Raw genomic sequence first — 26,136 nt, forward strand, 5'->3', positions numbered from 1 at the left:
GCCTGACTGTTCACGGGACGGAAGAACCGTCAGGCAACCGGATGTTTCATGGAGGAGGGGAGCCCATGACGAACGCCTTGCATACATTAGAGAAACCAGTGCTACAGGCCTATCTGAAGCAGCACATACCGGAGTTTGGTGAGCTTCTGGAGATTGAGAAGTTTCCGGGTGGGCAATCCAACCCGACCTACAAGCTGGTGACCTCTGACAAGACCTACGTCATGCGGGCTAAGCCCCCGGGAAATTTGCTGAAATCCGCCCATATGGTGGATCGCGAGTATCAGGTGATGACGGCTCTGGCGGGTAGCGATGTGCCAGTGCCCAAAACCTATCATTTGTCCGAGGACAGCTCTCCAATCGGCACCATGTTCTTTGTGATGGAGTATGTTGAAGGGCGGATCTTTTGGGATCCTTCATTGCCGGAATGCTCTAACACAGAGCGCATGGCGATCTTTGCGGAGATGAACCGCGTGTTGGCGGCACTGCATGATGTCTCTCCCAATGCCGTTGACCTGATGCACTATGGTAAGCCCGGCAACTATTTTGAGAGGCAAACCGGGCGCTGGATCAAGCAGTACAAAGCCTCTGAAACCACAGTGATTCCAGCGATGAACCGCCTGATGGAGTGGTTGGAAGCCAATATGGTGGAGGACGACGGAACATCCTCGCTTGTGCACGGGGATTACCGGCTCGACAACCTGATCTTCCATCCCACAGAACCGCGGATTGTGGCTGTGCTGGACTGGGAACTTTCCACGCTTGGCCATCCGCTAGCGGACCTTGCCTATCAGTGCATGCAGTGGCGTTTGCCGTCTTTCAAAGGCCTGCGCGGGTTGGCGGGGCTGGATCGTGTGGCGCTTGGTATTCCGCTTGAAGAGGAGTATGTACGCCAGTACTGTATGCGTCGTGGGTTCAGCGAGATTGAGAACTGGGAGTTCTATCTCGCGTTTTCCATGTTCCGATTAGCCGCTATTCTTCAAGGGGTTGTGGCCCGTGCGGAAGCGGGCAACGCGTCCAATCCGCAAGCCGCAGAAATGATGCGAAAAGCTGTCCCTCTCATCGCCGACATGGCCTGTGAGGTGGTTGGCGAACTGGTGGAGTAACGAGAGTGAACAAGCGATCCGGGCGTTGTATGTGCGGGGCGGTGTCCTACAAAATTGAGGGCGACCCGGTGGTTACGGCTCAATGTCATTGTGAGGAATGCCGCAGGGTGAGTGGGACCGGCCATACGGTTGGTGCCATGTTCCGGGCTGATCAGGTGAATATCTCCGGCGAGCTGGGGGAATATCTTTACACCTCTGCCAACGGCTCAAAAGTCACCAAAGCCTTCTGCCCAGGTTGCGGAAGTCCGATCTATGGCCGCAACACCAACGCGCCTGACCACATGACGTTGCCGCTCGGTTCCATGGACAACGCGGATGATCTGGAAATTGAGGTCGTCATCTTTGACCGCGACAAACCGCATTGGGATGCCCTGCCAGAAACAGCGGCGATCTTCGAAACCCAGCCAGACTGGAAGCCTGAGAAGGCGTGAAGCCTAAAAGAAGTGCTCCACAAACAACAATGCCCGCCTAAATCGGGTTAGGCGGGCATGATAGCGAAGTTCAGTTAAGGGCAGCTGCAGGGGCTGAGTACTTCGAGATCTCGACAAAACGGCGTGACAACGGATGCTCAGGGGCTGCGAAAAACTCTTGTGTTTCCTTGTGTTCTACAATCCTTCCGCCATCCATCACCGCGATGTCATCGGCCAGTTTTGCCAGTGTTTGCAGGTCGTGTGAGATGATCAGGAGACCCATGTTCATCTCTGCCTGCACCTCGCGCAGCAGGGAGGTTATCTGCTCCTGCGTCACCAGATCCAGCGCGGAGAGCGGCTCATCTAACACAAGAAACCGCGGTTTCACGGCCAAAGCGCGTGCCAGAGCAACACGTTGGCACTGCCCACCAGAAAGCTGATGTGGTCGTTTGGCTGCGCAGGTTGCATCCAACCCAACCCTATCTAACAGGTCTCGTGCCTGTCGTCGGCGTTCAGCCTTGGGCAGCTTATGGATGGCTTTGAGCGGTTCGCAGATCAGGTCTAATGCACTCAAAAACGGGCTTAAAGCAGCCAGAGGGTCCTGCCACATGTAGTGGATGATATCTCCGGTTTTGCTTAGGTCGGGGAAGAAGATCTGGTCGTTGTGAAACAGCGTCTCCTGCGGTGCGGGGATGATGCCTGTCATGGCCTTGGCAAGCGTTGATTTTCCGCAGCCGGAGCGGCCTACCAGGCCGGTTGTGCGGGAAGGATGCAGGGTTAGGCTGACTTTGGAAAGCACCTGATTAGAGCCGTAGGCGATGGAGAGGTGTCTTGCTTGCATGGTCATAGCTGAAGTCTTTCCATAGCGCCTGTAATTTCCGCAGTCGCACGGTGGCAATCCGGGGCGATTGGCTGGTTCAGATCGCAGGCATCAACGAGTTGGCCAGCGTCCATCACCAGCACAGAGGTGCAGGTTTGGCGGACAATGCGCAGATCGTGGCTGACGAACAGCAGAGCGGAGCCAGTTTCCTGCTGCACCACGTTGAGAGCTTCTAGCGTTTCGTGCTCTGTGATGACATCAAGGCCAGTGGTCGGCTCATCAGCTATCAGAATAGTTGGCTTTAAAATCAACGCCATAGCCATCATCACCCGCTGCTTCATACCACCACTCAAAGCGTTGGGATACTGCTTCAAACAGAGCTTGGGCAGTGAAACCGCTTCGAGCGCCTGAAGGAGAGCATGGTGTGCAGCTTGACCGTGCAGTGAGACGTTTCCAGCTGTTTCAAGCAGTTGTGTTTCAATGGTCAGGCTGGGGTGCAAGGCGCTGCCGGGGCTTTGGAAGATACAGAAAATGCCGGTGCCTCGGATCCGCTGCTTTTCAGCAAAAGGCATTGCCAGAAGGTCTTTGCCTTGAAACCGGACGGACCCACTTGAAGCTTCCAGAGGTGCACGCAACGCGCCTGTAATCGCGTGGCAGGTCAATGACTTACCGCAGCCGGATTTGCCAATCAGGCCCAGTTTCTGGTTGGTTGCAAGATCAAAACTGACGCCTTCAACCAGCGGCTCGTTGTTCTGCGCACTGTTGGAAATGGTGAGGTTATGCACCTGAAGAAGGGGGATTTCTACCATCTGTAGGGTTTCCTCTTGTCCAGCTGAAAGCGGATGCCCTCGCCCACCAGATTGAAACTGAGAACGGCGAGGATGATGACGATGCCGGGTGCCAGAACGACGCTTGGGCGCTCTGCGAAGAAGGGCCGTGCCTCGTTGAGCATGGCACCCCATTCTGCGGCGGGTGGCTGTGCGCCAAGGCCGAGGAAACTGAGGGAGGATAACACCAGCAAAAGCCCTGCCATTTCAAGGGAAAGAACCACCAGCAGCGGGGGTAAGATTTGCGGAAGGATGTGCCGCCCGATGATGCTAAGCGGCTTTTGTCCGCATTGGCGGGAGGCCAAAACGTATTCTTTGGAAGCGGCTTCCAGCGTTAATGTGCGGACTAAACGGGCGAGGCTTGGCCACCAGGCTAGGGCGACGCCGATGACGGCGGAGGTGAGGGAGGCGCCCAGATAACCGATGATGGCAAGGGCGAACACCAGCATGGGAAACGCGAGGAAGATATCCGCAATCCGCATCAAAACCGCATCAACCCAACCTTTGCAGAGGGCGGAGAGCAGGCCCACGGGCAGGGCGATGGCGAGGATAAGTCCGGCTGTTGTCAGTGCTGCGCCAAGGGAGAGTGCGGTTCCTGCCATCAGGCGAGAGAGGATACACCGGCCCAGATGGTCCGTTCCGAGTGGGTAAGTCAGACTGGGAGCGCTGAGGCGGTGCAGCAGGTCGATCTGGTTGGGCGGGTTGGGGGCGAAGGCTTCGCCGCCGAGTGCCAGAGTGATGAAGAAGCACAGGAAGAGCCCACCCAGCAAAAATGTGGTTCTGCCTCTGAGGAGCTGTGTTGCCCGCGAGAGGGGGATAGATTTTGCACTATCAACGTACGCCATGGTCATCCTCCTTGAGGTGAGGCATGAGCCAATGGTTCGTCAGGTCCGCCGCAAAGTTCGCCAGAAAGAACACCAGCCCCATAAACAGCAGATACGCCTGCAGGATCGCAAAGTCCCGCTCCGCAATGGCTTGCAGGGCGAGCTGTCCCAGACCGGGCAGGTTGAAGATATTCTCGATAATCACAGACCCACCCAGCAGGGAACCAAAAGAGATGGCCCAGTTGGTGATGAGTGGCGGCAGAATGGACTTCAGCACGTGGCGGCCCAGAATAGTGCGCCGTGACAGGCCTTTAGTGATCGCAAGGCGGATGTAATCCTCGCTCATCACAGCGATAATCCGTTCCCTCACAAGGCGGCTCATCACTGCCGCGTTGCCGAGGGTCAACGTGATCACCGGCAGGATCAGGTCCTGCGCATTACCGAATTGCAGCAGTTTGAACCACCCCAGACCCAACGCGAACACCGCCAGCAGAAACAGTGCCAACCAGAAGGAGGGCACGGAGACCAGAAACATGGTCAGCACATAGAGGCTGGTAGAGACCGATGTGCGCTGTGATACAGCGGTTACTGTGCCAAGCATCAACGACAGGGCCAGCGAGCTGACGAATGCCAGAACGGACAGCGTTGCCGTGATGGGCAGGTGCTCTTTAAACAGCTCCAACACAGGACGGCCTGAGGCGATGGAGGTGCCCAGATCCAGCCGGAACAGGTCCAGCAGCCAGATAAAGTAGCGCTGGATCAGTGGCTTATCCAAGCCATATTCCACCCGCAGCGCTTCCACCTGCTCAGCGGTGAACGACACGCCGAGACGGCGCAGCTCCATCTCAATAGGATCGCCGGGGGTGAGGCCGATGATTAAAAAACCAATCAGGGTCATGCCAAACAGAGTTGGAATTCCCGAAAGCGTGCGCTTGAAAACAAACTGCTTCATGTGCTGATCTTTCGTGAAAAGGCAGCACAGACCGTCGTGTTGCAATGATCTGTGCTGCGCATCTCTTATTTGGTTTGGGTAACCTGACCGTAATCGATCCAGTCAGCGTGCTCGAACATCGGGATGTTCAGGCCCGGACGGGACAGGTTGAAGTTTGGCACCATCAGGATTGGAATAGCAGCCAGTTTGGTCTGCACGATTTCGCGGTGTGCTTCGCGAACAAGTTCAATGACTTCTTCGCGGCTCTGCGCCTGACGGGCATTGTCGAGGATGGTGTCCAGCTTGCCACCCGGTGCGGTATACTGGTAGCCCCACGGGTTTTTGGAGTGGAACAGGTTGTACAGCAGGTAGGTTGGGTCTGCGTTGTTGTTGGAGGCGAACTCCATGTACAGATCCGCTTCGCCGGTTGCCAGATAGGTGTCGTCGTAAACGCCTGAATCATCAACCTGAACCAGCTCAATGTCGATGCCGATACCGCGGAACATCTGCTCCAGCAGCTCTGGCATTGGGCGCACGCTGGAAACGTTCGGATAAGCCGCAACAAGGCGCAGCTTCAGCGGCTTGCCGTCTTTGCTGCGCATGCCGTCGCTGCCTTTGGTCCAGCCAGCTTCATCCAGCAGGGCTTCTGCCTTCTGGGTGTTGTAGTCAAAGCCGTCCACGTGCTTGTCACCAAGGCCAAACATCCAGTCTGGCAAAATGCCTTTTGCAACAACACCTTTGCCGTTGAACAGAACTTGCGCCAGCTGCTCGCGGTTGATGGCATAAGCCAGTGCCTCGCGCACCCGTTTGTCCTTCAGCGTGTCGTATGGTGCTTTGCCGTGCAGGTTGGTCAGCAGGGCTACGTAACGGATTGGGCGGGATTCGTGCACCACCACAGAGCCGTCTTTTGGCAAGCTTAGCAACATCTGTGGGGTGACTTCAGCAACGATGTCGACCTCTTTGTTCTGCAGTGCCAGCAAACGCACCTGATCATCCGCGATGAAGTGGTAGGTGATGTTCTCAACCTTCGGTGCATCCCCCCAGTAATCCGCATTACGTTTCATGCTGATGGATTGTTTTGGCTTGTAGCTGTCCAGCAGGTAAGGGCCTGTACCAATTGGGTTTTCTGCACGCTCACCGTTGATGGAGAACAGCGATGCCCCACGGTGGGTCATGTTTTCAATGACAAGGGAGGAATTGATTTCGGACTTGAACGTGAAGGTGTAAGGCCCGGTCTGATCAAAGCTTTCCTGATCAATCTGCAGGAAGTCAGAGCGGCCCTGATCGTACAGCTTCAGTGCGTCGATTGCGGCTTTGGCGTCAAATGTCTGACCGTCGTGGAACTTGATGCCCTCGCGCAGTTTGATGCTGTAAATGCCGTCTTTGTAGTCCCAAGTCTCAAACAACACGCCTTGCGGAATGAAGTTTTCGTCTGGTTTAACAGCCGTTTCAACGATCTGTCCGGCTGGTCGGCGGGTGGTGAAGTTGAACTTCTTCGGGTCTACGCTGTAGCGGTCTTTTTTCACCGCAATGCGCAGCTGTTGAATGTCTTCCGCCTGTGCCGCTGGCACGCCGGAAATCAGAGCAGGAAGAGACGCTGCGAGCACACCGCTGACGCCAAGTAGTTGTTTGAATTTATTCATTTCAATTCCAATCATTATCTGTAATCGAGCGAAAATCAGATAAAGACAGGAGGTGCCCGCGGAGCATGGCTTCGCCGCGGAATTGCGTAATGCCCCACCTCGTTGAGGGCGAAGGTATGCTGTGGTCTTGAGGTTTCAATAGCGAAGCTGCCCAAGGAGGCAGGGGCTGGTGACTTCAGCATGGCAAGGGAGAAAAGGCAGAACGCGTTGTTCTGTACGTCCTTTTGCTCGTCGTCTTCATCAGAGGTTTCTATGAAGATCTGCTGTAAGCCCTGCGAGGTGCAAATGGTGATCTCAAAACCATCCGCGCCCGCACGCGGCATCATGCCGGGAGGCGCAACAAGCTGTAGGATCACAAACCAGGTTGCGAGCCAGCAGGCCAGTACGGTTGATGGTTTCAAAGCCAAGTGAATGCACCTTGCACTTGATGAGCAATCAGAGCCAACCTCAGACATTGCCGAGATTGAGGGATGAGCTTTACGCGAGGCTGTGCCCTGCGGGGTCCGTTGCATGCAAATGTGGCGTGGGTTTTCTGGCAAGCAGCTTGCAGAAAACCTGAAATTGCCATGGGTTTGCATGACGGAACAGGAATGTCCTTTGAGAAAATAGCCCTTTTATGTCAGCAAATTAGCCACAATAAGAAAGGCTGGGACAAACCAATTTATGCTCAGACGGGAGGTGCTCTGGGTGCAGCGATGCGCACTGTTGTTTCAGCAAGCGCAACGCTTGTTGGCAGTGAAACTACATCGATAGGAAGGGGTGACCCGCCAAACTCTGTGTGAGGAGACGTGCTGAGGGCCTTTGCAACAACACTGCCAAATGCGCAGTTGTCGTAGGCTTCCTGTTCTTCAGCTTGCGGGAGTTCGTTGCCTTGCTCGTCAAGAAGGACTGTTCGCATACCTTGCGCGGTGCAGATGACAATCTCAAAGCCGTCCTCACCGCCGGACACCATCATGCCGGGAGGCGCAACAAGCTGCATCAACACAAACAGTGCAGCAAATACAGTCGCTTTGGCTTTTGTCAGTTTCACAGCAAACTCGAGTGACGCTAAGTACATTTCCGCCTTAGGCCACTACAAAAACCAAGTCAATGATTTTTACTTATATGCACCGCGACTCTATGAAAATTTTTTAGCAAGTTCTGTCAGGTAATTGGCTCGTAGAGTTACTTGGAAGTTCCGAAAAACATCATGATTTCATGGTGTTGGTACACGCTTGTGGGGTGCTGAGGATTGCTGCTGGATGAAGAATGCTCAGGTGAGCGTTAAACTGCTGCGGCTTGATAAGCCTGAGTTGCATTGAGCAGCAGTGCAGATGGATCAGAGGCGGTTTCAGGGTATTCCTGAACCTGCAACAGGGACTGCAAGCCACTGATTTCGCTGGTTTCCTGCTCGTCCTCGCTGCTACCAAGGTTCTTCTCGCGCAGCTCGGTATAAGCCTGTGCCAGATTCGTCTGGGCTTGCGCTGCAACAGCCTGATCCTGACCGGATGGCTGAGCGGGCGCGAGGGCTGCTGCGATCACCGTGTTTAGCTTGGCAATGCTGGCTTCCGGATCACCGGAAATGGGGGCGGAGTCGATTGAGACTTCGCCGCCAATGGCATAGCTGTGACCATCCGGGCCGCGAGACTCAGTATAACTCGGCGCTCCAGTATAAGCACCACCTGTTGCTGCATGCGCTTGCTCGTGCGCGCGAACTTCCGTATCACGTGTCTTAAGTTCTTGAACCTGCTCCTGTTCTCCATCAGAAAGCTGTCCGTTTTCATTCTTGGACTTTTCAGAGGAAGAGGAGGCCGCTACCGGGTTGGCAGAAAGGTCGCTTCTGATGGTGACGGAGTCTTTTGGAACCGCATGTTCAACGGAAAAAGACGTGGACTCGTGCTGGTTTATGCGGGCGGGCTGAACTGCGTTGTAAGACGCTGAGCGAGCCAGTCCGGTAAATGAGGATCCAATTCCATCTATCATAGGTTGAACTTATACTAGGGACTGGTGCTTCAGGTAAAGGAATTTCTGATACACAATTTCGTTAGGTATGCTAGGGTTTTGGCTCAGATGGAGGCTGTAAACCTGTGTATTTACAGCGCATTCCTGAAATGTGCCTGTTGGTATTCGGGTAGGACTGGGCGCAAGAAAGATGCTTTAAAGCAGTTTGTCGGATTCAGATTGCAAGTAAACTGCGTTAAAGGGAAGGCAGCGGGAGCCTTTAGGGGAATACGGGAATGATCGAAGATTTGAGCCGGTCTCAGCAGGAGATATTGGACGCTGCTGCGGAGTGCTTCATGAGGATGGGGCCGGATGTGGCTTCCATTGATGATATTGCCGGTCTGCTTGGGTCTACAAAGGGGCGTGTTTACCACCATTTTCGCTCCAAGGGTGAGCTGCTTTATGCCGTCCGCCTGCGCTCTGTTTCCCTGCTTATGGAACGGGTTAGCCCCATTGCAGAGCAAGACATCCCCCCCGTCGAGAAGCTGCGCGCCATGTCCATTGCCCATGTGCTGCGCATCCTCAAGTTCCTGAGCTATCACCGTGTTGTCAGCGAAGACACCCGCATGTTTTTTCGTGGTGCGGCCAAGCCTCATGAAACACAGATGATCGAGCAAATCATCGAAATGCGCCGTGCCTATGAGAATCTGTATCGCGGTGTGCTGACGGAAGGCATTGAGGCTGGCGTGTTTGCAAAGCAATCGGTCTCCATCACCCTGCACTCCATCATCATCCTGATGAACGGCCCATGCTTCTGGTACTCACCGCGCGCCGAGCAAACCGACAAGGATCTGGAAGAAATCGCCCGCAGCGTTTCTGATCTGGTACTGCGCGCCGTGGTGGCTGATCCAGCGCTGCTGGAAGAGACTTAATCCCCGCTTACAGAGGGAATATCTCGTTTGCGTTGGAATTTGCGTTGCTTAGCGCGATTTAGCGTTTTTCTGCGTTGTTATGTTTTTGCTGGTTGGGCCGGTTAGGCGTTTCAGTCTGCGTGCAGGCGATCCAGCAAAGGGCATTGCAGATTGCCGCTGGCGCAGTTTCCCATGAGCTCTTCGAGCGCTTTTTCCAACTGTCGAAGGCTTTCGATTTTTTCCCGAACAGACTCCAAATGCGCCTTGCTCATGTCATGGGCGATTTTGCAGTTCTCGTCTTGCTGCTCACCGAGGCTGAGAAGCGCTTGTGCATCTTTGATGGTGAACCCCAGATCCCGGCAGCGTTTGATGAAGCGTAACTGCCCGATCTCCTTTTCGGAGTAGGCACGACGTCCGTTATCCCCGCGGGCAGGTTTGATAACTATGCCTTCGCGCTCGTAATAACGGATCGTTTCAATAGCAACGCCACTGCGCTTAGACGCTTCGCCAATCGCGAACATGTGATCACTCCTACCTTGATCCACTTGAGCTGGTCAGGACATGGCGCCTGATAGCGCGTCCGTGGCGCAACATCGGCAAGACACGCCGGGAACTGCCTGCAGGAAACTCGGACTGGCCGCTTCAGCAATACCGCTTCGCAGTTCGCAGTCTCAAAAATGGTTCAAGACTTCGCCGCAATATCAGGACCTGTTTGGAAAGCGCCACAAACCAGTGCATTTGGCATTGCCGAAACCAGACTGCCATTGAAGATATGCTTCATGAATGGGGCTCTGCTACAAGCTGAGCGCTTTACTTCACCAGCTTTACGTCTCTTGATTTTGTAATCTTCTTTGTTTCAGCAACAGCTTCATCACCAATCTTCTTGGCCTGTTTGTTCTCATCCCCTTTTAAGGATGCATAGCTGCGGTCCATGGTGATATCGAATGTCCCATTCACTGATGGTAATCCCACATCTTCGTATCTAAAAGTCCAAACGGCCTTTTTTCCGGCACTTGAGGCGTTGTGATAAAATTTTGGCTTGGATTGCTTGGCAACCCGCACAACAAAAGACCCGGATGGCAACTTTAAACGAGCACTTAGTTCATGCGCCTTTTCAAAGAGCTTCATGACCATTGGCTTGATTTCATCCGCTTGCTTTTGCTTGTTCTGATCCCCTTTTTTCGCTTCAAATAACAAAAAATTTCCAAGTTTCTGCAGCGTTAGATCAGCCAGCTTGCGGGCTTGTGAATCTCCGGCCAGTTTCGCGCGAGCCTGAAGGATCTTGATACTTTGCTTTGCTTCATGTTCGCTTGGAATACTGCTACTCGACCACTTCTTGGGGAGTTCAGGTGCTTTTATTGCAGTTGGCATCCTCGGCAACCTCTTTATAGACATTCCTCAAGTGAAACGCTCAAGGCTATAGTCATTGGGTTTTGAAGCACGATCAAGAGATTGATTTCTGTTAGGCTTAAAGGTCGTGATTAGATGTTTTTTGAGGGATTTATAGAAAGAAATGATTAGAGGGGTACAGCGCTCTTGCTGAAGCGTGACTGCAACCTTTTCACTCTTCAACACGATCCTTCTCATAGGTTTTTGCAACCGGGAACTCTGGTAGCCAGGTTTCGCGGCGGGTGGTCCAGAGCTCATAGGTTGGGGTCATCTGGTTGGGTTCGTCCAGAGCGCCCAAGTGGACCTCGACTTCGCCTTCACTGGTTGAATAGACGGAAGATCCGCATTTTGGGCAGAAGAAGCGGCCCTGATAGGCGTTCACTTTACCCTCAATACTGACCTTCTCCTCAGGATAGACCGCCGAGGCATGGAAAACGGCGCCGTGATGTTTACGGCAATCCATGCAATGGCAAACGCCAACCCTGTCCGGCTCCCCAGATGCCACAAGCCGAACCGCCCCGCACAAACACCCACCCGTGATTTGCTTCATCTCAACACTCCCCCGTTATCCGTCGGGCAGGGTACTGCGTGACATGTATTGAGGGCAAGGAAGTTTAGAGCAGCGCTTTACACTAATAAGGTTGGGGCAAGCGCAGAGTATAAATATGCATTTAGCATAAAAATATTCTCTAGCCCTTTGTGAGAAAATGAAAAAACATGTTTGTGCCGTACTGGCTTTATCTTTGTTAGCTGCAGGTTGTACCACAACCGCGCAACAAGGCCCTCGCCCAACCGTTGAAGAGATTGTTGATCGCAGCAACAAAACATTCTCTGCTTCAATCGGCGGAGCTATCGACCAATGTATCGATTTTGCGGCGAGTAACAAAGCACCAGATAAAGCGAAGTTTGCAAAGTATGGATACAAGCCAACCTTTGGTCTGGGCTTTCCTGCCTACTTCCGTCCGAAGGACGAAGGAGGCAGCAGATTCCCGGGTTCAAGGGGGGTGACCTTTGTCTTCCACTCTTGGATTGACCGTTGCATGGTGACCAGCAACGGTGTTGGTGGTGGCGTGTATATGCTGGCCGGCTGGATAAGAAGTGAGCTGGTTAAGCGTGGTTGGAAAAAAGTAAAAAGCGACAGCAAGTATAGATATCGCTATGTCAAAAAAGGCGTTGAGGTTGAAGTCTCTGGCTCGCAATCAGGTGGCTTGGCGCAAGTCGTATTGCATCAGACAGACAAGATGAAAAACTAGGCTTTGTGCCCGATTGGAATTGCTTTTGGATGTTGGCGAGAGTTTTGCCAGCATCCTTGAAGTGGCTCAATCCAAACAGCCCCGCACCATCATCCATCTCACGATAAGGGCGGATACGATCATTTCCAGCCAGGCCAGCGGCAAGGTGGTCAGGACGACTTGGGTGGTGGCCAGGTTCATGTTCCAAAGGCCAAGCCAGAGGATGACGAAGATTGTTGCCCAGATTACGCTGCCTGCGTAAAGCGCGTTGCGGATGGTTGGGCCGAACCGTTCCAGCAGCACCCAGCTGAGGCCGGTTGCTGCGAGCACCAGCACTGTGTCCCACACGCCCCAGATCATAAACACCGGCAGGTTCATGGGGGCTACGTCCTGAATTTGCGGAAGTGAGCTGCGCATCAATGGCATGACGAAGGCGAAATAGCGAAAGACCTCGGAAGCATTGATCCAAAGCAGGTTTAGCAGCAGGGCGAGCCAGAAGGCTCCTTTGAGATTTGGGGGAGCGATAGCAGTCATGGGGCCGAAATCCGTGTTCTGATGGTTTCCAAAAATTGTCTGGTGCTGGCCCGCAGAAAATCACCGTCTTGGGTGAGGCGGGAGGTGGACCAGAGGCCGTTGGTGAACACCACCAGCACTCCCGCAAGCAATTCCAGCTCTTCAGCGCTCAGCTGGTGCGGTGCAGGCGTTTCGTTGCGCAACGCATTGAGAAAACCCAGCTTGAGGCGGGCGTTGTGTTCTTCCACCTTGGCCAGAACGTCCGTGTCGTGCGGTGCAACCTCGGTTGCTGAGTTGGCGACAAAGCATCCCGGGCCCGGAAGGCCGGTTTCCTCCGCCCGGCTGATCTGCGCTTCAAAATAGGTTGCGACTTGCTCCAGCGTTGCATCAGGCTGCTCTACCTGAGTGAACGCCGGTGAGACAACGAGGTCCTGATAGCGTTGGAAACACGCGAGGAACATCTGCTTTTTGCCGCCGAATGCGCCGTAAATGGCGTGACGGGTGGCCCCTGTTGATTTCACAAGGTCATCTAGGGAGGAGGCATGGAAGCCGTTCTTCCAAAAATGCTCCAGTGCGCGGTCGGTCAGGTTCTGTGTGGTTATGTTGGCTTTTCTTGGCATGACTCAGTTGATAGCAGAATGATCGTTCTGAATCAAATCAATCCCACAGGAGACGGTGATACTGATAAGCAAGCAGACGATCACCCAGCCTTCATCCCACCTATGAGAAGCACTAGGCCAACAAGAACGACTTGATGGATTTGGAATGGTGGCTTTGAAGAAGATGATAGTTTGGCCCGCAGCGGCGTTGTTGGTGCTGGTGCTGGCCGGGTGTGGCTCGATTGAAGATGACTACGAGATTGCACGGTTTGAGGCCGTGGATGGAGAACTGCTGATGAATGGAGTCATCAGCTCGTCCACGCCGATTGATTTGCGGGCGGCTTTGGATGAGAACCCGAAGATCAAACGCATCGTCATGGTGGATGTACCGGGTTCCGATGATGATTACGCCAATCTGGAGGCGGGCCGCATAGTTCATGAACGCGGGCTGACCACGGTTATTCCGTCAAACGGTATTATCGCGTCTGGTGGGACGGACTTCTTCCTTGCGGGTAAAAAGCGAGTTGTGGTGAAGGGCGCGCGCATTGGTGTGCATTCATGGAGTGCTGAGGATTACAACGCGCTGGACTTGTCCAAAACGCATAAGGAGCACGAGAAGTATCTCAAGTACTACAAAAACATCGGCATCGATCCGCTGTTCTACTGGTACACACTGGAAGCCGCGCCGCCGGAAGATGTGCATTGGATGACCGACAGCGAGATGAAGCGCTACAAGGTCGGCACCCAATATGCCTCCCGACCATAAGGGCCTTTAGCGACACAAACATACATCACGGGTCACGTAACAGTGGTCCGTGATGCTTCCGCTCTTGCATCCCTCTCAAACGCTTTTTAAGGATACTCTTATGAGCTTAGGGAGCCTGTGATGACTGGGACCGATCTTCAAACCAAAGGCATGCTGTGTGATCCGGGTGATCACTTCATCGGTATCTATGAAGTGGAGCGCAAATACGCTGTTGCTGATCTTGAAGTGATCCGCAGTCAGCTGGAAGCGCGTGGAGCCGTGCCCTTCACCCTTGGCAATACCGAGCAAGACATCTTTTATGACCTTGCAGACAGGCGCCTTGCCAACAACAACCAGCAACACGTGCTGCGTGTCATGCGCCCGTCAGGCCGTGCACTCTGGATCAGCAAAGGGCCAGGGCCGGACAAATGTATCTCCATGGATATGGCAGATGCAGATCAGACAAATGCCATGATCCTGTCTTTGGGGTTTGAGGAGGTCGAGCGGCTGGAAAAGAAACGCGATATCTACTTCCTCGGCAAATTCCACGTCACGCTGGACGAGCTGCCTGACCGTGGCCGTTTTGTTGAACTGGCTATCATGACAGATGACGCTGACATGCTATCTCAGCACGAGCAGGAGATCGGCGAACTGGCCGACAGCTTCAACCTCTCCTCAAACGCCCTGCAAACCCAATCCTACCGCGCCATGCAGCAGGCTTTGAAAAAGGCCTGAACACATTTCAGGATTTACTGATTTAGCTTTAAAACACACCCATTTGCGGGGTGTGTACTGTGGGCCTGTGCGCATCCATTTGAAAACTATGGTGTTCATACCTGTAAGTAATTGTGCCCGTTTTTCTATTCTTGAAGGTCGAAAATATTCGCAAGGGTAATACTGGGGTTAAGTTTCGCTGTTTAGTTGATACTAAAATTATGCACTAGGTATAAATGCATAATGAATTTATTTTTGGAATAGTTATGAGTGGAATATTTAATGCAATCAGAGTGGACCTATATACGTGACGGTCATTTCAGAAAGTACTTTGACGCATCTGCTCCACTCTACGTAAACAACGAAAACGTCTCTGCTATAATTAGCAATATTGAATACAACCAAGAGCTTCAGGTTCGGATTGCCAAAATACTTCCAAAACGGGATTTTAGTGCCTGTTATACTTCTTTTAGAAACGAAGCCTGCACGATATCCGGAAATTTTCTTTTACAAGGCTCGTTGGTTGCAACGGTCTCCGGGGTTGGGCAATTTAGTCTGAGTGCGGATCGGGCTAATTTTGTCAGATACGGCCCCTCTACCACCAAATTTCAGATTGCGCGCGGCACCGACCTGCAGTTGCTCTCCTATTCAATTTCTGAGGAGTTCCTCGCACGGGCTCTTGAAGACGACATTCCTGCCACGTTCCTTCCGTTTCTGAAGCGAAGCGAACCGGAGTTTAATCTGTTGGAGTTTCGCCCGACACCAGAGATGCGGCGGCTAGTGCGGTCTGTGATCAGCAGCCCGCTGGTTGGGACCATGCGGAACCTGTTTATTGAAGGCGCTGTGCTGCAATTGCTGGCACTGAAAGCTAACTTTCTCAGCAATCAGGTGTCTGCTGGCGGAATGCTTAACGAGTACGAAGTGGCGAGTGTGCAGCGAGCCTACAAGCTGCTGATGGGCAGCCTCAGTACGCCGCTGTCTTTGAGTGATCTGGCGTACAAAGTGAACCTTGGTGAGAAGCGCCTGAACAGCGGTTTCAAGAAGATTTTTGGAGGGACGGTTTTTGAAGTCTACCGCAACGAGCGGCTGGAGATTGCACGCAAAACGATTGAGCAGAGCGATGCTTCGCTCTCTAAAATCGCGCAACACATTGGCTATCGCCACTACAACAATTTCATAAGCGCGTTCACGCGGCAGTTTGGGGTGTCTCCTGCAAAATACCGGAGGCATTCGCGGGATAATAAAAATACGGAATAAGTCATTAGTTTAAAAAATACGGGGTGAGGTGGAATGTCGGAATTGAATATTATCAGAGAGGACGAAACCTCTTTTCATCAGGAATTAGAAGGCCTTCAACTTGCATCCTGCCAATTGAAGAACCTCGTAGAAGCTCTGAACATCGTTTTGACAAGCCGACTGGAGCACACACGGGAATACGACATGCTGCTCACTATCAATCACGCAATTATGGGACACAATGAGGACCTACAGGATCGCAGTCTACGGGTTCTTGCCCTACTTCAACATGCAGTTGATCCCACCTTGTAGATTGAAGGTGATCGCAGCACCACACCCCTGTGCCGGGTGATGCGGAGAGGGAGTTCAACGGGTCAGATAACTGGCATCAGACCAGACCTGCCCGTTGGCATCCCGTCTCTGTCTGTTCAGGAATAGCATATAGAAAAAGGATCGAGGCTATGCACCAAGACAATCCTCGGCAACAACAGCAACTGGTTGAACCGGGAAGCATTCGTATTTCTGGGCTGACGGTGAGAGAAAACCCGCGTATCAACCGCATTCAGTTTGTGTTTGATGAGCAACCCAGCGAGGAAATCTGCCGGATCTTAAAGAGCAATGCGTTCCGCTGGTCGCGTCATGAAGACGCCTGGCAGCGGCAACTCAGCCTGACCAGTCGCAAAATCGCAGTAAAAGCCCTGCTGGAAATCAAAGCCCTCGCGACACCTGCCAAGCGGGCACTGTGACGGGAACCGCACGCCTCTGCTTTGTCGCCTGCTCTCCCGTTTCTGCCCACCATACGTGCATGGCGTGGTATCTTGACATTGGTGCATTCGCGCCGCCATCATTCTTCAAATTTTAGCTATTTGAGGTGGTTTGCCTTTATTTGAGGGCAACGAAACTGCTTTAAGCCGTTGGTCCTGCGTGTTTGTCCCAGGCATTTTCTTGGGCCAGCTCGTAATGTGCACCAAAGCATTGGGGTGAAGATGATTGAGATTCCAACACTTCTCGAAGCGCGGTCTGTTCAATCCAAGCGATTGACCACGCGAGTGCTGTTCTCTGGCCCTGAGGATGGTGTGCCGATCTTCTTTATTCATGGCAGTCTTTCTGCTGCCACGTGGTTTGAAGAAACTATGCAGCGCTTGCCTAAGTTTTTTCGCGCCATTGCACCAGATTTGCGTGGGTATGCAGGCGCTGACCCTGCCGCCGTGGTGGATGCAACCCGTGGCACCAAGGATTTTTCCGATGACCTTGCCGCGCTGATGGACGAGCTGGGGATTGAGGCTGCGCATTTGGTTGGCCACTCGCTCGGCGGCGGAGTGCTCTGGCAGTTTCTTGCCGATTATCCGCAGCGGGTGTTGTCGCTTACGCAAGTCAGCCCGTCCTCTCCCTTTGGCTTTGGGTGCTGCAAAGCGGATGGCTCGCCGTGTTTTGAAGACGGGGCAGGCAGCGGGGCTGCGGCGGTGAACCCTGAGTTTGTAAAGCTGCTTATGGGCAAAGACAGCAGTACGGGGAGTGATTTTTCTCCGCGCAATATCCTCAATACGTTTGTCTGGAAGCCGCCCTTCCAACCCAAGCGGCTAGGCGATTACATGACAACCGTGTTTGCACAGCATACCGGCGACAAATCCTATCCGGGGGATGTGGTGCCCTCGCCCAATTGGCCGGGTGTCGCTCCGGGCCGTTGTTTTTTTTTGCAAGCAAAAGTACCCACCCGTCAGGCAAACCCTCTGGGGTTCTGTGATGTTGAGGCCAAACCGCCTGTGCTTTGGGTGCATGGCGCGGATGATCTTGTCGTCTCTGATGCCTCCATGTTTGATCTGGGCTCATTAGGCAAACTCGGCTTCCTCCCCAGTTGGCCCGGCGAAGAGGTCTTCCCACCCCAACCGATGGTCACCCAAACCTCCGAAGCGCTGGATCGCTATGAGGCAAATGGTGGAAGCGTTGAGCGGTATGTGGTCAGGAACTGCGGCCACACCGCCTACATCGAAAAGCCGGAGGAGTTCGACGCGGTGTTCCATGCTTTCCTGATGAAACATGTGAGTGTGACTGAGGCGAGTTGAGGGTGTGAGCTGAAGCGGTGCTCAAGACTAGTAGATCTCGCCCATTAAATTAAACCAGTGATAATAAGCTAGATAAATCATGATGTTGTCGGTCTGTTCCGGTCAGCATACGCTCTCCTATACCACCCTTTTACGAAGCAGCAGTACCCGCCAGTCAGTGCAATCGGAGGGATTAGGCGCTCCGACAGAAGCAAAGCCTGGTCAAAGGAGGTGGTAGTTAGGTGAGATTTGAATTGAGGTTCAAAGTAAAAAGAGCCCGAAGACGACTGGCAGTCTACTTTCGGGCCCTCTTTAGGATAACCTAACAACAGGAGCGGGGAGTTAGCGCTTCCCGTTCCACTTACCTAATATAACGCGTCTTCCTTAAGCCTTCAAGAAACCTGAGAGACTGTAAGCCCCCTGAATGCTCAGAGGTCGGTGTGCTGCTATTGTGACTTTAGCTCCCTATAAAGGCGGAGATGCTCTGTATGTATGCAGGCGATACTCTCAGCTTTGATGACGGTGAGGCCAATACTAAGGGGAGTGTTATGTGGGTTGGAAATGGTGAGTTTGATAGCTACGGGTATTTGAAAACCGCGTTTATCAAAGGACAGATGGACGGAGAGCTGAAGCCGGACATGTGCTATCGGATTTTTGATAGGGGGGGTACAAACACTTCTCAGCAGTTTCATTTTGTGCCCGTTGATATGAACGGAAATGAGTTAGGGCCTTCTGTCCTCAATACTGCTGGGAATATTGTTTATTCCATTTGGGAGAAAGGGCATCTTTCGCAAGACTGCAACATCAGCAATCTGTTCATGGCGTGAGTTTTGAAAGCGGGCCTACAGTCCCTCTACAAACTCCTCAAACTCAGGGTGTTCCTGCCATGAACCGTCGGGCCAGAGGGCTTTCATGGCTTTGACGATCGGGTCACTCCAACCTTGTTTGCCTTGAGATTGAGCATCCAAAAGTTCGTCGCTGATCAAGCCGGGGCAAGACCGCTCAAGCACTTCGATAAGGGCTTTGGCCTGTGCCAGATCCTTGGCGATTTTTGTGGTTGTATGGGCTCGCTTCTGCGAAAGGATGAGCTTATGAACCGCATAACGCGCAGGGCGTGGCACGAAAACTGGAATACCTGCGCCAAAGGGCAAGGCAGCCGGAGAAGCATCGTCAATCAACCAAGCCAGATATTGCAGGCTCATGGCTCCCGCATCCAGCCCCTGCAGCTCCAGCGGTTGCTTTTCGCCGCGCTTGCGGGTTGGGGTCAGCAAGTCCACCACAAACCCGATGCGAGAGCGGAAACGCGATGGCTTCGCGCGTCCATCCAGCTCCGGAATAGGCTCAAAACTCGGGTCGGCGTCTTTCAGGATCGAGAGCATATCGATGCCCTCATCTGCCTTGATGGCCAATGAGGCGGCTACGAGATCTGCGTCATCCGTCGCCAACTGTGTGGATGGCAACGTACACCCCAACAGCAGCGGGTAGCACTGATAAGCCAGCGTCCCCACCAGAATGGCGCCATTGCGGAACAGGCCATGATAGGCCATGGCATCCAGTACACGGCCCGCATAACTGTGTGTCGACAGCACACCGACTTTATTGAGTACGCTCAAGTCCTTGCGCCGCGCTCGCGCCCGCTCGCTGGTGTATAAGATTGGCTCAACCTTCGCCTGTGTTTCCGGCTGCAACGCTGGCCCCACATACAGGCTCTTGCGCCCGGCTCCGACTGGCATCTTGACGAAAATGTTCTCCACATTCCCCTTCGCCTGCTGATAAACCGAGCCCCGCAAAGCCCTGCTGTCATCATGCGTTTTCTGAATATAATCGGCGGCGAGATTCTGATAGGCGAGAGGAAGATCTGTCATATAGGCAGTATAGACAGTTTGTTCCTAAAGTGTCTATACCATTATATAGTTCCTGGTGTGTCGAGGCTGGACCTAATGAAAACGATTTTCCTAAGTAGTGAATTGCATGACTTACTATAATTCATGTGAATTATGCATGCATTATGATAGAATACTTGCAGCTTTGATCGCGTTATTTTTTTTGAAATAGATTCCGTTGTCAGGTTTGCTGCAGACTTTCGATGAAAGTGCATGATGCTCTTCTGCAGACTCGGATTTACCGAGATGTCCCATTATTTCCAGAGAGGGACAGAAACATGAATTCTGTTGATTTAAATACTAGCAGTGTTCAGCTGTTCGAAACACAAAACGCTGTAGAGCGACCTAGTTCGACTCTGGCCTATTTTGAAGCAGATGAAAGCTTCAAGAGCTTTCGGGTCGACGCCGCCAAAGGTACTTTCGAACCTGCTCCCCTGGATGAAGAATCCGCAAGTAAGATCTACGCTGAGATTTTTGAAAAAGACTGGTCAGAAGTGACGCCCAAGCTTAAGGCATTGGAGATCACTACAAAAGTTGCTCCGCTTATGGGTGAGTTCTCTTTGATGAGAGCATACGCGCAGGCCGCACACAGCACTGGGAACTATTCACTTCTTGCTGATCAGCTTCCCAAGTTTCAGGAAAATGTTCAGGCAATCCTTGCGGATGGCATCGAGATTAATCCTGACAACCCGTACCTTCAGAATGACGATATTCGCGAGAAACTGGAGAGCATACTTCCGGGCAGCACGGATGGTGAGCCGAACGATCAGACAAACACACTGAGCTGGGTTCTGAATGGGGATGCTGCGAGCGAAGCAGGCATGGCAGGGATCAACGTTCTCACCTTTGATTTCTCAGAGATGTTGGCAGGTGATACCGCCGACGTGGCTGTAAGCGTTCTGGCAGAGGCATTCATCAATTGGAACGCTGCGTTTGAGGATGTTTACGACAGTATCGGTTCTGCTCGTGATGCTCAGATTGAGCTGCTGTCCCAGCCAGAAGGCCCTGTTGATGCTGAAGTTGCGGCGGAAATTAACAAGGACATGAATTTAGATCTGGCGCGCGAGAAAGCACAGCATGTTCAGACTGAGCTCGCCAAACAGGTCTTCTCATTGGTCAATGCGACATCTCCAAGCACTCTGGCGTCCTTCAGCTTGTAAAGTATTAGCGGAGCTTCGCCTGCTGCTTGCGCTGGTGTAGCTCTGAAGATCTGGATGATAAGATTCGGTATAGACACTTTGATTTGAGAATGTCTATACCGTTAGCCACTTGACCAATCTTCCCGAACCCCCCAATGCTGTGAGTGTAGAAACAACCTATACTTGCAATATTGGCTCCTCTCCCCAAATATTGTTTAGGTTGGGAAGAGGGGAGGAGCTATTGGAAAATGAAGGCGGAAAGAAGAGGCCTAGTAAAACACTTGTGGTTACAGGCATACTTGGCTGGCTTCTTGTCATTTGGGAGTTTCTGTATTTCCTCACACGCATTCCCATCCTCATAATACTGGGAACAGGTGCAGCCTTCATTGCTCTCGAAAAGGTCTTAGATGTCGTGCTTGGGCGTATCTTTAGAAGAAAGCCTAAGCAATAAATCCCCCGTAAACGCTCTGCCAAATAGACACCCACACTCCACCTTTGAATGGCTGACGGGGCTTGGCAAGTTCTGTTAGGCTTCTCCTGAATTTCAGGGGAGGGGTTTATGGCGGTTGGTTTTGAGGTTGAGGGGACGACGGCGGTTATTACGCTGGATAGACCTGAACGGCGCAATGCGGTGGATGGGGAGACGGCGCAGCTGCTGGTGGATGCCTTTACTCGTTTTGATGAGGACGACAGCCTCTCCGTTGCCGTGTTCACCGGGTCTCAAGGCACGTTCTGCGCGGGAGCTGACCTTAAAGCCATTTCAGAAGGCAAGCTTAATACCCTGCAAGAGGAAGGCGATTTCGCGCCGATGGGCCCGTCTCGAATGCGGCTATCAAAGCCAGTGATTGCGGCGATTGAGGGCCATGCAGTGGCTGGCGGGTTGGAGCTGGCGCTTTGGGCGGATATGCGCGTTGCCGGAAAATCTGCGGTGTTTGGCGTCTATTGCCGGCGGTTTGGCGTGCCACTGATTGATATGGGTACCATCCGCCTGCCGCGTTTGATCGGCCAATCCCGCGCCGCAGATATGATCCTGACAGGACGCAGTGTGAGCGGCGAGGAAGCCGTGGCTTTTGGCCTCGTCAATCGCCTGGTGGAAGACGGGGAGGCTCTCACCAGGGCGAAGGAATTGGCGGCGCATATGGCGCAATTTCCGCAAATGTGCATGCGCAGTGACCGGCTTTCCATGTTTGAACAGTGGGACATGACAGAAGCAGAAGCGATCAGGAACGAGATGCGGCGCGGCCTTTCGGTAATCTCCAGCGGAGAGACCGTTTCCGGCGCAACGGCTTTCAGCCACGGCAAGGGACGCCACGGGGTAGGTGTAGAAAGCTGACGAGCACATTGATTGCGACTGGGTAAACGCAGGCTGCACAATTTTGCGGGCCTCGCTAAGACTGCCTACACCTAAACTCCAATAAACATTACTTAGCGGAAGGCATTTTTCTTCGCATGATATATTGTATCTCTCAGGACCGATTGTCGGAGGAATGCCGTGCCTGCCCAACCCCAAAACCCCGCTGGAAATCAGGAAAACCTGCCGCCAGAGCAAGAGCAATGGCTGGATGCTGTGGAACGGGCATTGAATGTCCGGCTGGGTGAGATCCCTCCGCAAGGTGACAATGCCGTTGAAGACATGATTGTTGATGGGCCTGAGGAAGAGCGCGGCGAGTTTATGGCCATCGTTGAGGATGAAGAGCAGGAAAACATCGAGGAAGGCATTGAGCAGCGGCCCACGCACGATCAGCAAGGCCGCATTATCGAAGAGCGGGGCGAGTTTCTGGCGCTTGGAGATGATGAGGACGAACGCGACATTGAGCGGGGTATTGAACAACGCGGTGTAGACCTGCGGCAACCGGAAATCCCGTTCGAGGCCCCGCCGCCTTACGATCCTCCGCCACCTTATGAAGCGGGCGAACAGGAGGATATGGATGACGAGGAGTTTGAGGAACTGGAACGGCCCGAGCACCGCGAGTTGCACCAGCATGATCCGCAGCCAGGAGAGGGCGAGCAGCCACCGGAACGTCGGGTTTACAACGAGATGCCGCAGGCAGGTAGCCCGATCCGCCTGAACCGGAAAAATGATGGCACCATGGTTATTGATCGACGCTCTGTTCCAGCCACGATTAAAGCCAAACGGGAACGCAGGTTAGGACGGCGTGATAAGGTGACTTATGAACCTACCGAGCATTCGATGAATGTAGAAGGTCTGCTCACACCGCCCAATAAGGTTGACAACGAGCGGCTGCAAAGTGTGTTCGCGAGTGGTGCAACAGGATACCTGCAAAAGTTCCCGGATATTGAAGATTCCGCTATTAAGCGATGCCATGCGATGGAAGAAGCAAATGGTTCATTGCAGTTTGTTGGTGCCGATCAGATTGTGCATGAGACCAAAATCCTGACCGCTCTCTCTCATTTCAAAGATGCGAAGGGGGCAGAGAATATCATCGAATATCGAGGCTCTGGCATTTCGCAGTTTGGTGATCCGTTCCTGATCATGGAAGAGATGAATGGCGGCACACTCGCAAATCGTATCCCTGATGATCGCGGTCTGGAAGAGCCGCAACTGAATGATTTTGCAAAGGGCGTTCTCTCTGGCATGGCGTTTTTGCAAAATCGGAACATCATTCATCAGGACCTGAAGGCTGATAACATCCTGTTTCGCGAAAATGACAGCACTGTGCCGGTTATCAGTGATTTTGATACAGCCTCGGCACATGAGGGCATTGCCTCTGACCACGAAAATGGCCGGGACTTTGGTTATAGGAGAGGCGGTTCTCCTGATATTCAACCGCCGGAAGTATACGATGAAAATGGCCAGATGACTGGCAAGATCGACTCCTGGAATGGCGGAGTTCTGATGTTACAAGCGGCAATCGGTAATGAAGGGCGACAAGCTTTCCTCGATGAGACCGCAGAGTTTCGTATACAAGACGGACGCAGAGATCAGGGACTTTATGATGCTTTTCTTGAGCCGCGCATCGCAAATGTACCGCCAAACATTCAGGCCGTGATTAAAGGACTTCTGAAGATCGATCTGAATGAGCGAATGACCGCTGAGCAGGCATTGGCGCTGATTGAAGATCAGCCAGAGGATGAGCAGCAGTAGCTGCAATTCTCATTATTTTGGTAGGGCTGCCTATACGCTGTTTTGGCTGTTTGCTTTTCAGCGCATAGGCGAACAACGATACTTCCCGATACTGCAGGCTGAAACGAGGAGATCTCGAGTGGTTCGCAAGGCTGGTGACGTTTTCCGAGGTGACAATGGCTGACTATGACACGTGGATGAGAGCTGTCGCCAAAGTCCTGAGTATTGATCTACCGCCAGCACAAGCTGCAGCGGGCTCCGCAAACGCACGTGAAACGCCTCCGGATAACAGCCCCATCAAGGTGCAAACCAAACCAGACGGAACCATGGTTATTGAGCCGGATTCCGTGCCCTCAGCCTTTCAGCATGGCAACACAAATGGTGGCAAACAGCCCTATGGCAACATGTTTGGCATTTCTGAAGAGCATGCCGTGGACGTGACAGGCAAGGTCAGTCCTCCTGTCACAGGCGGTGCGGCCAATGCGGAAAATGTGCTGTCTTATGATGCGTCTGGCGTGGTGCAGGACTATCCGTACATGGAAGATGCTGTGATCAAGCGGCCAAACGCGTATTCCGCCGGACCGGATTCCCCGCCCACCTTTGTCGGGGCTGAGCTGCTGGTGCACGAAGCCAAGATCCTCACCGCACTTGGTGAGTTCGATCAGGCGCCCGGCAGCGAGAATATTTTGAAGCTGAAAGGCGCAGGCCTGACAGAGTTCGGGGAGCCATTCGCCATCCGTGAAAAACTGAAGGGTGGGTCGCTGGATGACCGTCTCCCAGAAGACAAAGGCATGGATGAAGAGCCGCTCAACGACTTCGCCGGAGGCCTTTTGGCCGGAGTTTCGTTTTTGCAAAAGCGGAACATCTTCCATCAGGATCTGAACATCGACACCATTCAGTTTCGTGAGGAAGACAGCACAGAACCGGTGATCACAAGCTTTGACTATGCAACGGCGCATGAGGGGGTTGCCGCTGATTGTGAGGATGGCCAGCATTTTGAAATGGAGATTGGTGGTACGCCAAACAACCAGCCGCCTGAACGGTTTGTTGATGGGGCCGAGCTGTCTTCTAAGGTCGATTCCTGGGCAGGTGGTCTTGTGCTTGTTGCGGCAGCTGCTGGCAAAAATGCGCAGCAGGAGCTGATTGATGAACTTCAGGAATTCCGCAGTGGCAGCAGCAATGATCAATCTTTGCTGGATGAAAAGCTGGAAGCGCGGTTGGACGGCACACCGGACAACATCAAGGGTGCGATTAAAGGATTACTGAAGCTATCTCCAGAAGAGCGCTTGTCAGCTGAAGAGGCTTTGGGTGTTGTCGGCGAACGCTCAGAATAAGGCTGAAGTGAAAATTTATTCCTGAATGCAGCTGGTAGCACAGGGTCATTAGATTATTCTTCTGCTAAAGGCCCTGATTGCGCTAAACACTTTTATGCACTATGCCAAGAATATACGCATTTTTGGGGGCGTTTCGGGAGGAAACCATGACAACCGCTGCTGCCAATTGGATCGATCGATTCCAAGGCCTTTCCAAGCTGGAAAATCACATCAGGGACATTCTGGTTAATCGTAGCACCATTGTCTCTGTGCCTGCCGACACCATCATCTTTGGTCCTGGTAAAGCTCCGGAAAACCTCCTGCTTTTGCTTTCGGGTTCCGTGCGCGTGCAGCAGCTTTCTGAAGGTGGACGCGAGATCATCCTCTACCGTGTGCATGCAGGCGAAAGCTGTGTGCTGACGACGGCCTGTCTGCTGGCCTATGAGGATTACTCAGCAGAAGGCATCGCGGAAACGGATACGCAAGCGGTCGCTATTCCGCGCATGGTGTTTGATGATCTTATTGCCCAATCCGAAACCTTCCGCCGCTTTGTGTTCTCCGCCTACTCCAAGCGCATCACGGACCTGTTTCTGGTGATCGAGGAGATTGCGTTCCAACGCATGGACATCCGCCTTGCGCAAAAACTGCTGGAACTTGCTGGTAGCAGCAAGCAAGTGGCCACCACGCACCAGCAAATGGCAGCAGAACTGGGCACGGCGCGCGAGGTCATCTCCCGCCAGCTGCGCGAGTTCCAGCGCCGTGACTGGATCACCCAATCCCGCGGAACCATCGAGATTGTTGACCGCGCCGGACTGGAAGTTCTGGCAAAAGCCTAGAGCGTATTCCCGAAAAGCGGT

At 53.0% G+C, this 26,136-nt stretch carries 31 protein-coding genes; 17 read left to right on the plus strand and 14 right to left on the minus strand.

All coding sequences use genetic code 11. From position 1 onward, the window contains the following. Window positions 1-65 precede the first annotated feature (65 nt). Complete coding sequence (locus tag PsAD13_RS10550; RefSeq protein WP_063318114.1) at window positions 66-1,103, plus strand: phosphotransferase; 1,038 nt, start codon at window positions 66-68, stop codon at window positions 1,101-1,103. Between the two features lie 5 nt (window positions 1,104-1,108). Further along, window positions 1,109-1,534: a GFA family protein gene (locus PsAD13_RS10555; RefSeq protein ID WP_208986525.1), complete on the plus strand. Its 426-nt coding sequence runs from the start codon at window positions 1,109-1,111 to the stop codon at window positions 1,532-1,534. Between the two features lie 70 nt (window positions 1,535-1,604). Here PsAD13_RS10555 and PsAD13_RS10560 read toward each other — a convergent pair whose 3' ends face one another. The 8 genes from PsAD13_RS10560 to PsAD13_RS10595 form a co-directional block, all read right to left on the minus strand. Continuing rightward, window positions 1,605-2,360: a dipeptide/oligopeptide/nickel ABC transporter ATP-binding protein gene (locus PsAD13_RS10560; protein ID WP_063318115.1), complete on the minus strand. Its 756-nt coding sequence runs from the start codon at window positions 2,358-2,360 to the stop codon at window positions 1,605-1,607. Beyond that, on the minus strand, window positions 2,357-3,142 hold the full coding sequence (locus PsAD13_RS10565) for an ABC transporter ATP-binding protein (RefSeq protein WP_063318116.1): 786 nt from the start codon (window positions 3,140-3,142) through the stop codon (window positions 2,357-2,359). The genes PsAD13_RS10560 and PsAD13_RS10565 overlap by 4 nt, the downstream gene beginning before the upstream one ends. Next, the gene (locus PsAD13_RS10570; protein ID WP_063318117.1) at window positions 3,136-4,005 is read right to left on the minus strand and encodes an ABC transporter permease subunit; all 870 of its coding nucleotides are present in this window, start codon (window positions 4,003-4,005) and stop codon (window positions 3,136-3,138) included. Before PsAD13_RS10570 ends, PsAD13_RS10565 begins: the two co-directional genes overlap by 7 nt. Then, entirely contained in the window at window positions 3,992-4,936 is a 945-nt protein-coding gene (locus PsAD13_RS10575; protein WP_063318118.1) for an ABC transporter permease, read from the minus strand. Before PsAD13_RS10575 ends, PsAD13_RS10570 begins: the two co-directional genes overlap by 14 nt. Window positions 4,937-5,001: 65 nt before the next feature. Continuing rightward, window positions 5,002-6,558 (minus strand): ABC transporter substrate-binding protein, encoded by a 1,557-nt coding sequence (locus tag PsAD13_RS10580; protein WP_063318186.1) that lies wholly within the window; start codon window positions 6,556-6,558, stop codon window positions 5,002-5,004. Window positions 6,559-6,593: 35 nt separating this feature from the next. Next, entirely contained in the window at window positions 6,594-6,965 is a 372-nt protein-coding gene (locus PsAD13_RS10585) for a DUF2946 family protein (protein ID WP_153040872.1), read from the minus strand. Between the two features lie 260 nt (window positions 6,966-7,225). Then, on the minus strand, window positions 7,226-7,588 hold the full coding sequence (locus tag PsAD13_RS10590; RefSeq protein ID WP_063295921.1) for a DUF2946 family protein: 363 nt from the start codon (window positions 7,586-7,588) through the stop codon (window positions 7,226-7,228). Between the two features lie 233 nt (window positions 7,589-7,821). Further along, entirely contained in the window at window positions 7,822-8,520 is a 699-nt protein-coding gene (locus PsAD13_RS10595) for a putative metalloprotease CJM1_0395 family protein (RefSeq protein ID WP_063318120.1), read from the minus strand. Between the two features lie 254 nt (window positions 8,521-8,774). Between PsAD13_RS10595 and PsAD13_RS10605 the strand changes: the two genes are divergently transcribed. Next, complete coding sequence (locus tag PsAD13_RS10605; protein WP_063318121.1) at window positions 8,775-9,410, plus strand: TetR/AcrR family transcriptional regulator; 636 nt, start codon at window positions 8,775-8,777, stop codon at window positions 9,408-9,410. A gap of 110 nt (window positions 9,411-9,520) precedes the next feature. Here PsAD13_RS10605 and PsAD13_RS10610 read toward each other — a convergent pair whose 3' ends face one another. The 3 genes from PsAD13_RS10610 to PsAD13_RS10620 all read right to left on the minus strand — a co-directional run bounded on the left by PsAD13_RS10610 (window position 9,521) and on the right by PsAD13_RS10620 (window position 11,328). Then, the gene (locus PsAD13_RS10610) at window positions 9,521-9,910 is read right to left on the minus strand and encodes a MerR family transcriptional regulator (RefSeq protein ID WP_063295888.1); all 390 of its coding nucleotides are present in this window, start codon (window positions 9,908-9,910) and stop codon (window positions 9,521-9,523) included. Between the two features lie 289 nt (window positions 9,911-10,199). Further along, entirely contained in the window at window positions 10,200-10,760 is a 561-nt protein-coding gene (locus PsAD13_RS10615) for a hypothetical protein (RefSeq protein WP_063292991.1), read from the minus strand. A 190-nt stretch (window positions 10,761-10,950) separates the two neighbouring features. Beyond that, window positions 10,951-11,328 carry a GFA family protein gene (locus PsAD13_RS10620; protein ID WP_063292990.1) on the minus strand — a complete coding sequence of 126 codons (378 nt, stop codon included), beginning with the start codon at window positions 11,326-11,328 and terminating at the stop codon, window positions 10,951-10,953. Between the two features lie 157 nt (window positions 11,329-11,485). On the opposite strand from PsAD13_RS10620, the gene PsAD13_RS10625 reads away from it, so the two are divergent. Then, window positions 11,486-12,031, plus strand: a complete 546-nt coding sequence (locus tag PsAD13_RS10625; RefSeq protein WP_063292989.1) for a hypothetical protein — start codon at window positions 11,486-11,488, stop codon at window positions 12,029-12,031. Window positions 12,032-12,097: 66 nt separating this feature from the next. Here the strand turns inward: PsAD13_RS10625 and PsAD13_RS10630 are convergent, their stop codons facing one another. Further along, the gene (locus PsAD13_RS10630; RefSeq protein WP_063292988.1) at window positions 12,098-12,544 is read right to left on the minus strand and encodes a hypothetical protein; all 447 of its coding nucleotides are present in this window, start codon (window positions 12,542-12,544) and stop codon (window positions 12,098-12,100) included. Beyond that, on the minus strand, window positions 12,541-13,143 hold the full coding sequence (locus tag PsAD13_RS10635; protein WP_063318122.1) for a TetR/AcrR family transcriptional regulator: 603 nt from the start codon (window positions 13,141-13,143) through the stop codon (window positions 12,541-12,543). The genes PsAD13_RS10630 and PsAD13_RS10635 overlap by 4 nt, the downstream gene beginning before the upstream one ends. Before the next feature lie 163 nt (window positions 13,144-13,306). Here PsAD13_RS10635 and PsAD13_RS10640 point away from each other — a divergent pair, with 163 nt between their 5' ends. From PsAD13_RS10640 to PsAD13_RS10670, 7 genes are all read left to right on the plus strand, one after another. Beyond that, window positions 13,307-13,888: an alpha/beta hydrolase gene (locus PsAD13_RS10640; protein WP_244275147.1), complete on the plus strand. Its 582-nt coding sequence runs from the start codon at window positions 13,307-13,309 to the stop codon at window positions 13,886-13,888. 120 nt (window positions 13,889-14,008) lie between these two features. Beyond that, window positions 14,009-14,602 (plus strand): class IV adenylate cyclase, encoded by a 594-nt coding sequence (cyaB, locus tag PsAD13_RS10645; RefSeq protein ID WP_063318123.1) that lies wholly within the window; start codon window positions 14,009-14,011, stop codon window positions 14,600-14,602. A 498-nt stretch (window positions 14,603-15,100) separates the two neighbouring features. Further along, window positions 15,101-15,838: an AraC family transcriptional regulator gene (locus PsAD13_RS10650; protein WP_208980887.1), complete on the plus strand. Its 738-nt coding sequence runs from the start codon at window positions 15,101-15,103 to the stop codon at window positions 15,836-15,838. 33 nt (window positions 15,839-15,871) lie between these two features. Continuing rightward, a complete protein-coding gene (locus tag PsAD13_RS10655; protein ID WP_063318124.1) occupies window positions 15,872-16,129 on the plus strand; it encodes a hypothetical protein in 258 nt (85 codons plus the stop codon). Between the two features lie 149 nt (window positions 16,130-16,278). Next, window positions 16,279-16,563, plus strand: a complete 285-nt coding sequence (locus tag PsAD13_RS10660; protein WP_063318125.1) for a hypothetical protein — start codon at window positions 16,279-16,281, stop codon at window positions 16,561-16,563. Window positions 16,564-16,803: 240 nt separating this feature from the next. Beyond that, entirely contained in the window at window positions 16,804-17,880 is a 1,077-nt protein-coding gene (locus PsAD13_RS10665; RefSeq protein WP_063318126.1) for an alpha/beta hydrolase, read from the plus strand. Between the two features lie 467 nt (window positions 17,881-18,347). Beyond that, window positions 18,348-18,686: a hypothetical protein gene (locus tag PsAD13_RS10670; protein ID WP_063318127.1), complete on the plus strand. Its 339-nt coding sequence runs from the start codon at window positions 18,348-18,350 to the stop codon at window positions 18,684-18,686. 15 nt (window positions 18,687-18,701) lie between these two features. Here PsAD13_RS10670 and PsAD13_RS10675 read toward each other — a convergent pair whose 3' ends face one another. Continuing rightward, window positions 18,702-19,724: a GSU2403 family nucleotidyltransferase fold protein gene (locus PsAD13_RS10675; protein ID WP_063318128.1), complete on the minus strand. Its 1,023-nt coding sequence runs from the start codon at window positions 19,722-19,724 to the stop codon at window positions 18,702-18,704. Window positions 19,725-20,020: 296 nt separating this feature from the next. Here PsAD13_RS10675 and PsAD13_RS10680 point away from each other — a divergent pair, with 296 nt between their 5' ends. From PsAD13_RS10680 to PsAD13_RS10705, 6 genes are all read left to right on the plus strand, one after another. Further along, window positions 20,021-20,902 carry a hypothetical protein gene (locus tag PsAD13_RS10680; protein WP_063318129.1) on the plus strand — a complete coding sequence of 294 codons (882 nt, stop codon included), beginning with the start codon at window positions 20,021-20,023 and terminating at the stop codon, window positions 20,900-20,902. A gap of 220 nt (window positions 20,903-21,122) precedes the next feature. After that, the gene (locus tag PsAD13_RS10685; RefSeq protein ID WP_153040873.1) at window positions 21,123-21,332 is read left to right on the plus strand and encodes a hypothetical protein; all 210 of its coding nucleotides are present in this window, start codon (window positions 21,123-21,125) and stop codon (window positions 21,330-21,332) included. A gap of 108 nt (window positions 21,333-21,440) precedes the next feature. Further along, complete coding sequence (locus tag PsAD13_RS10690) at window positions 21,441-22,214, plus strand: crotonase/enoyl-CoA hydratase family protein (protein ID WP_063292980.1); 774 nt, start codon at window positions 21,441-21,443, stop codon at window positions 22,212-22,214. A 159-nt stretch (window positions 22,215-22,373) separates the two neighbouring features. Next, the gene (locus PsAD13_RS10695; RefSeq protein ID WP_063318131.1) at window positions 22,374-23,987 is read left to right on the plus strand and encodes a protein kinase; all 1,614 of its coding nucleotides are present in this window, start codon (window positions 22,374-22,376) and stop codon (window positions 23,985-23,987) included. Between the two features lie 155 nt (window positions 23,988-24,142). Then, window positions 24,143-25,300: a protein kinase gene (locus PsAD13_RS10700; protein ID WP_063318132.1), complete on the plus strand. Its 1,158-nt coding sequence runs from the start codon at window positions 24,143-24,145 to the stop codon at window positions 25,298-25,300. 146 nt (window positions 25,301-25,446) lie between these two features. After that, window positions 25,447-26,115: a Crp/Fnr family transcriptional regulator gene (locus PsAD13_RS10705; RefSeq protein WP_063287872.1), complete on the plus strand. Its 669-nt coding sequence runs from the start codon at window positions 25,447-25,449 to the stop codon at window positions 26,113-26,115. Window positions 26,116-26,136 lie beyond the last annotated feature (21 nt).

The sequence above is a fragment of the Pseudovibrio sp. Ad13 genome (assembly GCF_001623225.1).
GTDB lineage: Bacteria > Pseudomonadota > Alphaproteobacteria > Rhizobiales > Stappiaceae > Pseudovibrio.

Coding starts and splice junctions, on each gene's coding strand:
- PsAD13_RS10550 (WP_063318114.1), top strand. CDS start 66: ATGACGAACGCCTTGCATACATTAGAGAAACCAGTGCTACAGGCCTAT.
- PsAD13_RS10560 (WP_063318115.1), bottom strand. CDS start 2,360: ATGACCATGCAAGCAAGACACCTCTCCATCGCCTACGGCTCTAATCAG.
- PsAD13_RS10565 (WP_063318116.1), bottom strand. CDS start 3,142: ATGGTAGAAATCCCCCTTCTTCAGGTGCATAACCTCACCATTTCCAAC.
- PsAD13_RS10570 (WP_063318117.1), bottom strand. CDS start 4,005: ATGGCGTACGTTGATAGTGCAAAATCTATCCCCCTCTCGCGGGCAACA.
- PsAD13_RS10575 (WP_063318118.1), bottom strand. CDS start 4,936: ATGAAGCAGTTTGTTTTCAAGCGCACGCTTTCGGGAATTCCAACTCTG.
- PsAD13_RS10580 (WP_063318186.1), bottom strand. CDS start 6,558: ATGAATAAATTCAAACAACTACTTGGCGTCAGCGGTGTGCTCGCAGCG.
- PsAD13_RS10595 (WP_063318120.1), bottom strand. CDS start 8,520: ATGATAGATGGAATTGGATCCTCATTTACCGGACTGGCTCGCTCAGCG.
- PsAD13_RS10605 (WP_063318121.1), top strand. CDS start 8,775: ATGATCGAAGATTTGAGCCGGTCTCAGCAGGAGATATTGGACGCTGCT.
- PsAD13_RS10610 (WP_063295888.1), bottom strand. CDS start 9,910: ATGTTCGCGATTGGCGAAGCGTCTAAGCGCAGTGGCGTTGCTATTGAA.
- PsAD13_RS10615 (WP_063292991.1), bottom strand. CDS start 10,760: ATGCCAACTGCAATAAAAGCACCTGAACTCCCCAAGAAGTGGTCGAGT.
- PsAD13_RS10620 (WP_063292990.1), bottom strand. CDS start 11,328: ATGAAGCAAATCACGGGTGGGTGTTTGTGCGGGGCGGTTCGGCTTGTG.
- PsAD13_RS10625 (WP_063292989.1), top strand. CDS start 11,486: ATGAAAAAACATGTTTGTGCCGTACTGGCTTTATCTTTGTTAGCTGCA.
- PsAD13_RS10630 (WP_063292988.1), bottom strand. CDS start 12,544: ATGACTGCTATCGCTCCCCCAAATCTCAAAGGAGCCTTCTGGCTCGCC.
- PsAD13_RS10635 (WP_063318122.1), bottom strand. CDS start 13,143: ATGCCAAGAAAAGCCAACATAACCACACAGAACCTGACCGACCGCGCA.
- PsAD13_RS10640 (WP_244275147.1), top strand. CDS start 13,307: ATGATAGTTTGGCCCGCAGCGGCGTTGTTGGTGCTGGTGCTGGCCGGG.
- cyaB (WP_063318123.1), top strand. CDS start 14,009: ATGACTGGGACCGATCTTCAAACCAAAGGCATGCTGTGTGATCCGGGT.
- PsAD13_RS10655 (WP_063318124.1), top strand. CDS start 15,872: ATGTCGGAATTGAATATTATCAGAGAGGACGAAACCTCTTTTCATCAG.
- PsAD13_RS10660 (WP_063318125.1), top strand. CDS start 16,279: ATGCACCAAGACAATCCTCGGCAACAACAGCAACTGGTTGAACCGGGA.
- PsAD13_RS10665 (WP_063318126.1), top strand. CDS start 16,804: ATGATTGAGATTCCAACACTTCTCGAAGCGCGGTCTGTTCAATCCAAG.
- PsAD13_RS10670 (WP_063318127.1), top strand. CDS start 18,348: ATGTATGCAGGCGATACTCTCAGCTTTGATGACGGTGAGGCCAATACT.
- PsAD13_RS10675 (WP_063318128.1), bottom strand. CDS start 19,724: ATGACAGATCTTCCTCTCGCCTATCAGAATCTCGCCGCCGATTATATT.
- PsAD13_RS10680 (WP_063318129.1), top strand. CDS start 20,021: ATGAATTCTGTTGATTTAAATACTAGCAGTGTTCAGCTGTTCGAAACA.
- PsAD13_RS10690 (WP_063292980.1), top strand. CDS start 21,441: ATGGCGGTTGGTTTTGAGGTTGAGGGGACGACGGCGGTTATTACGCTG.
- PsAD13_RS10700 (WP_063318132.1), top strand. CDS start 24,143: ATGGCTGACTATGACACGTGGATGAGAGCTGTCGCCAAAGTCCTGAGT.
- PsAD13_RS10705 (WP_063287872.1), top strand. CDS start 25,447: ATGACAACCGCTGCTGCCAATTGGATCGATCGATTCCAAGGCCTTTCC.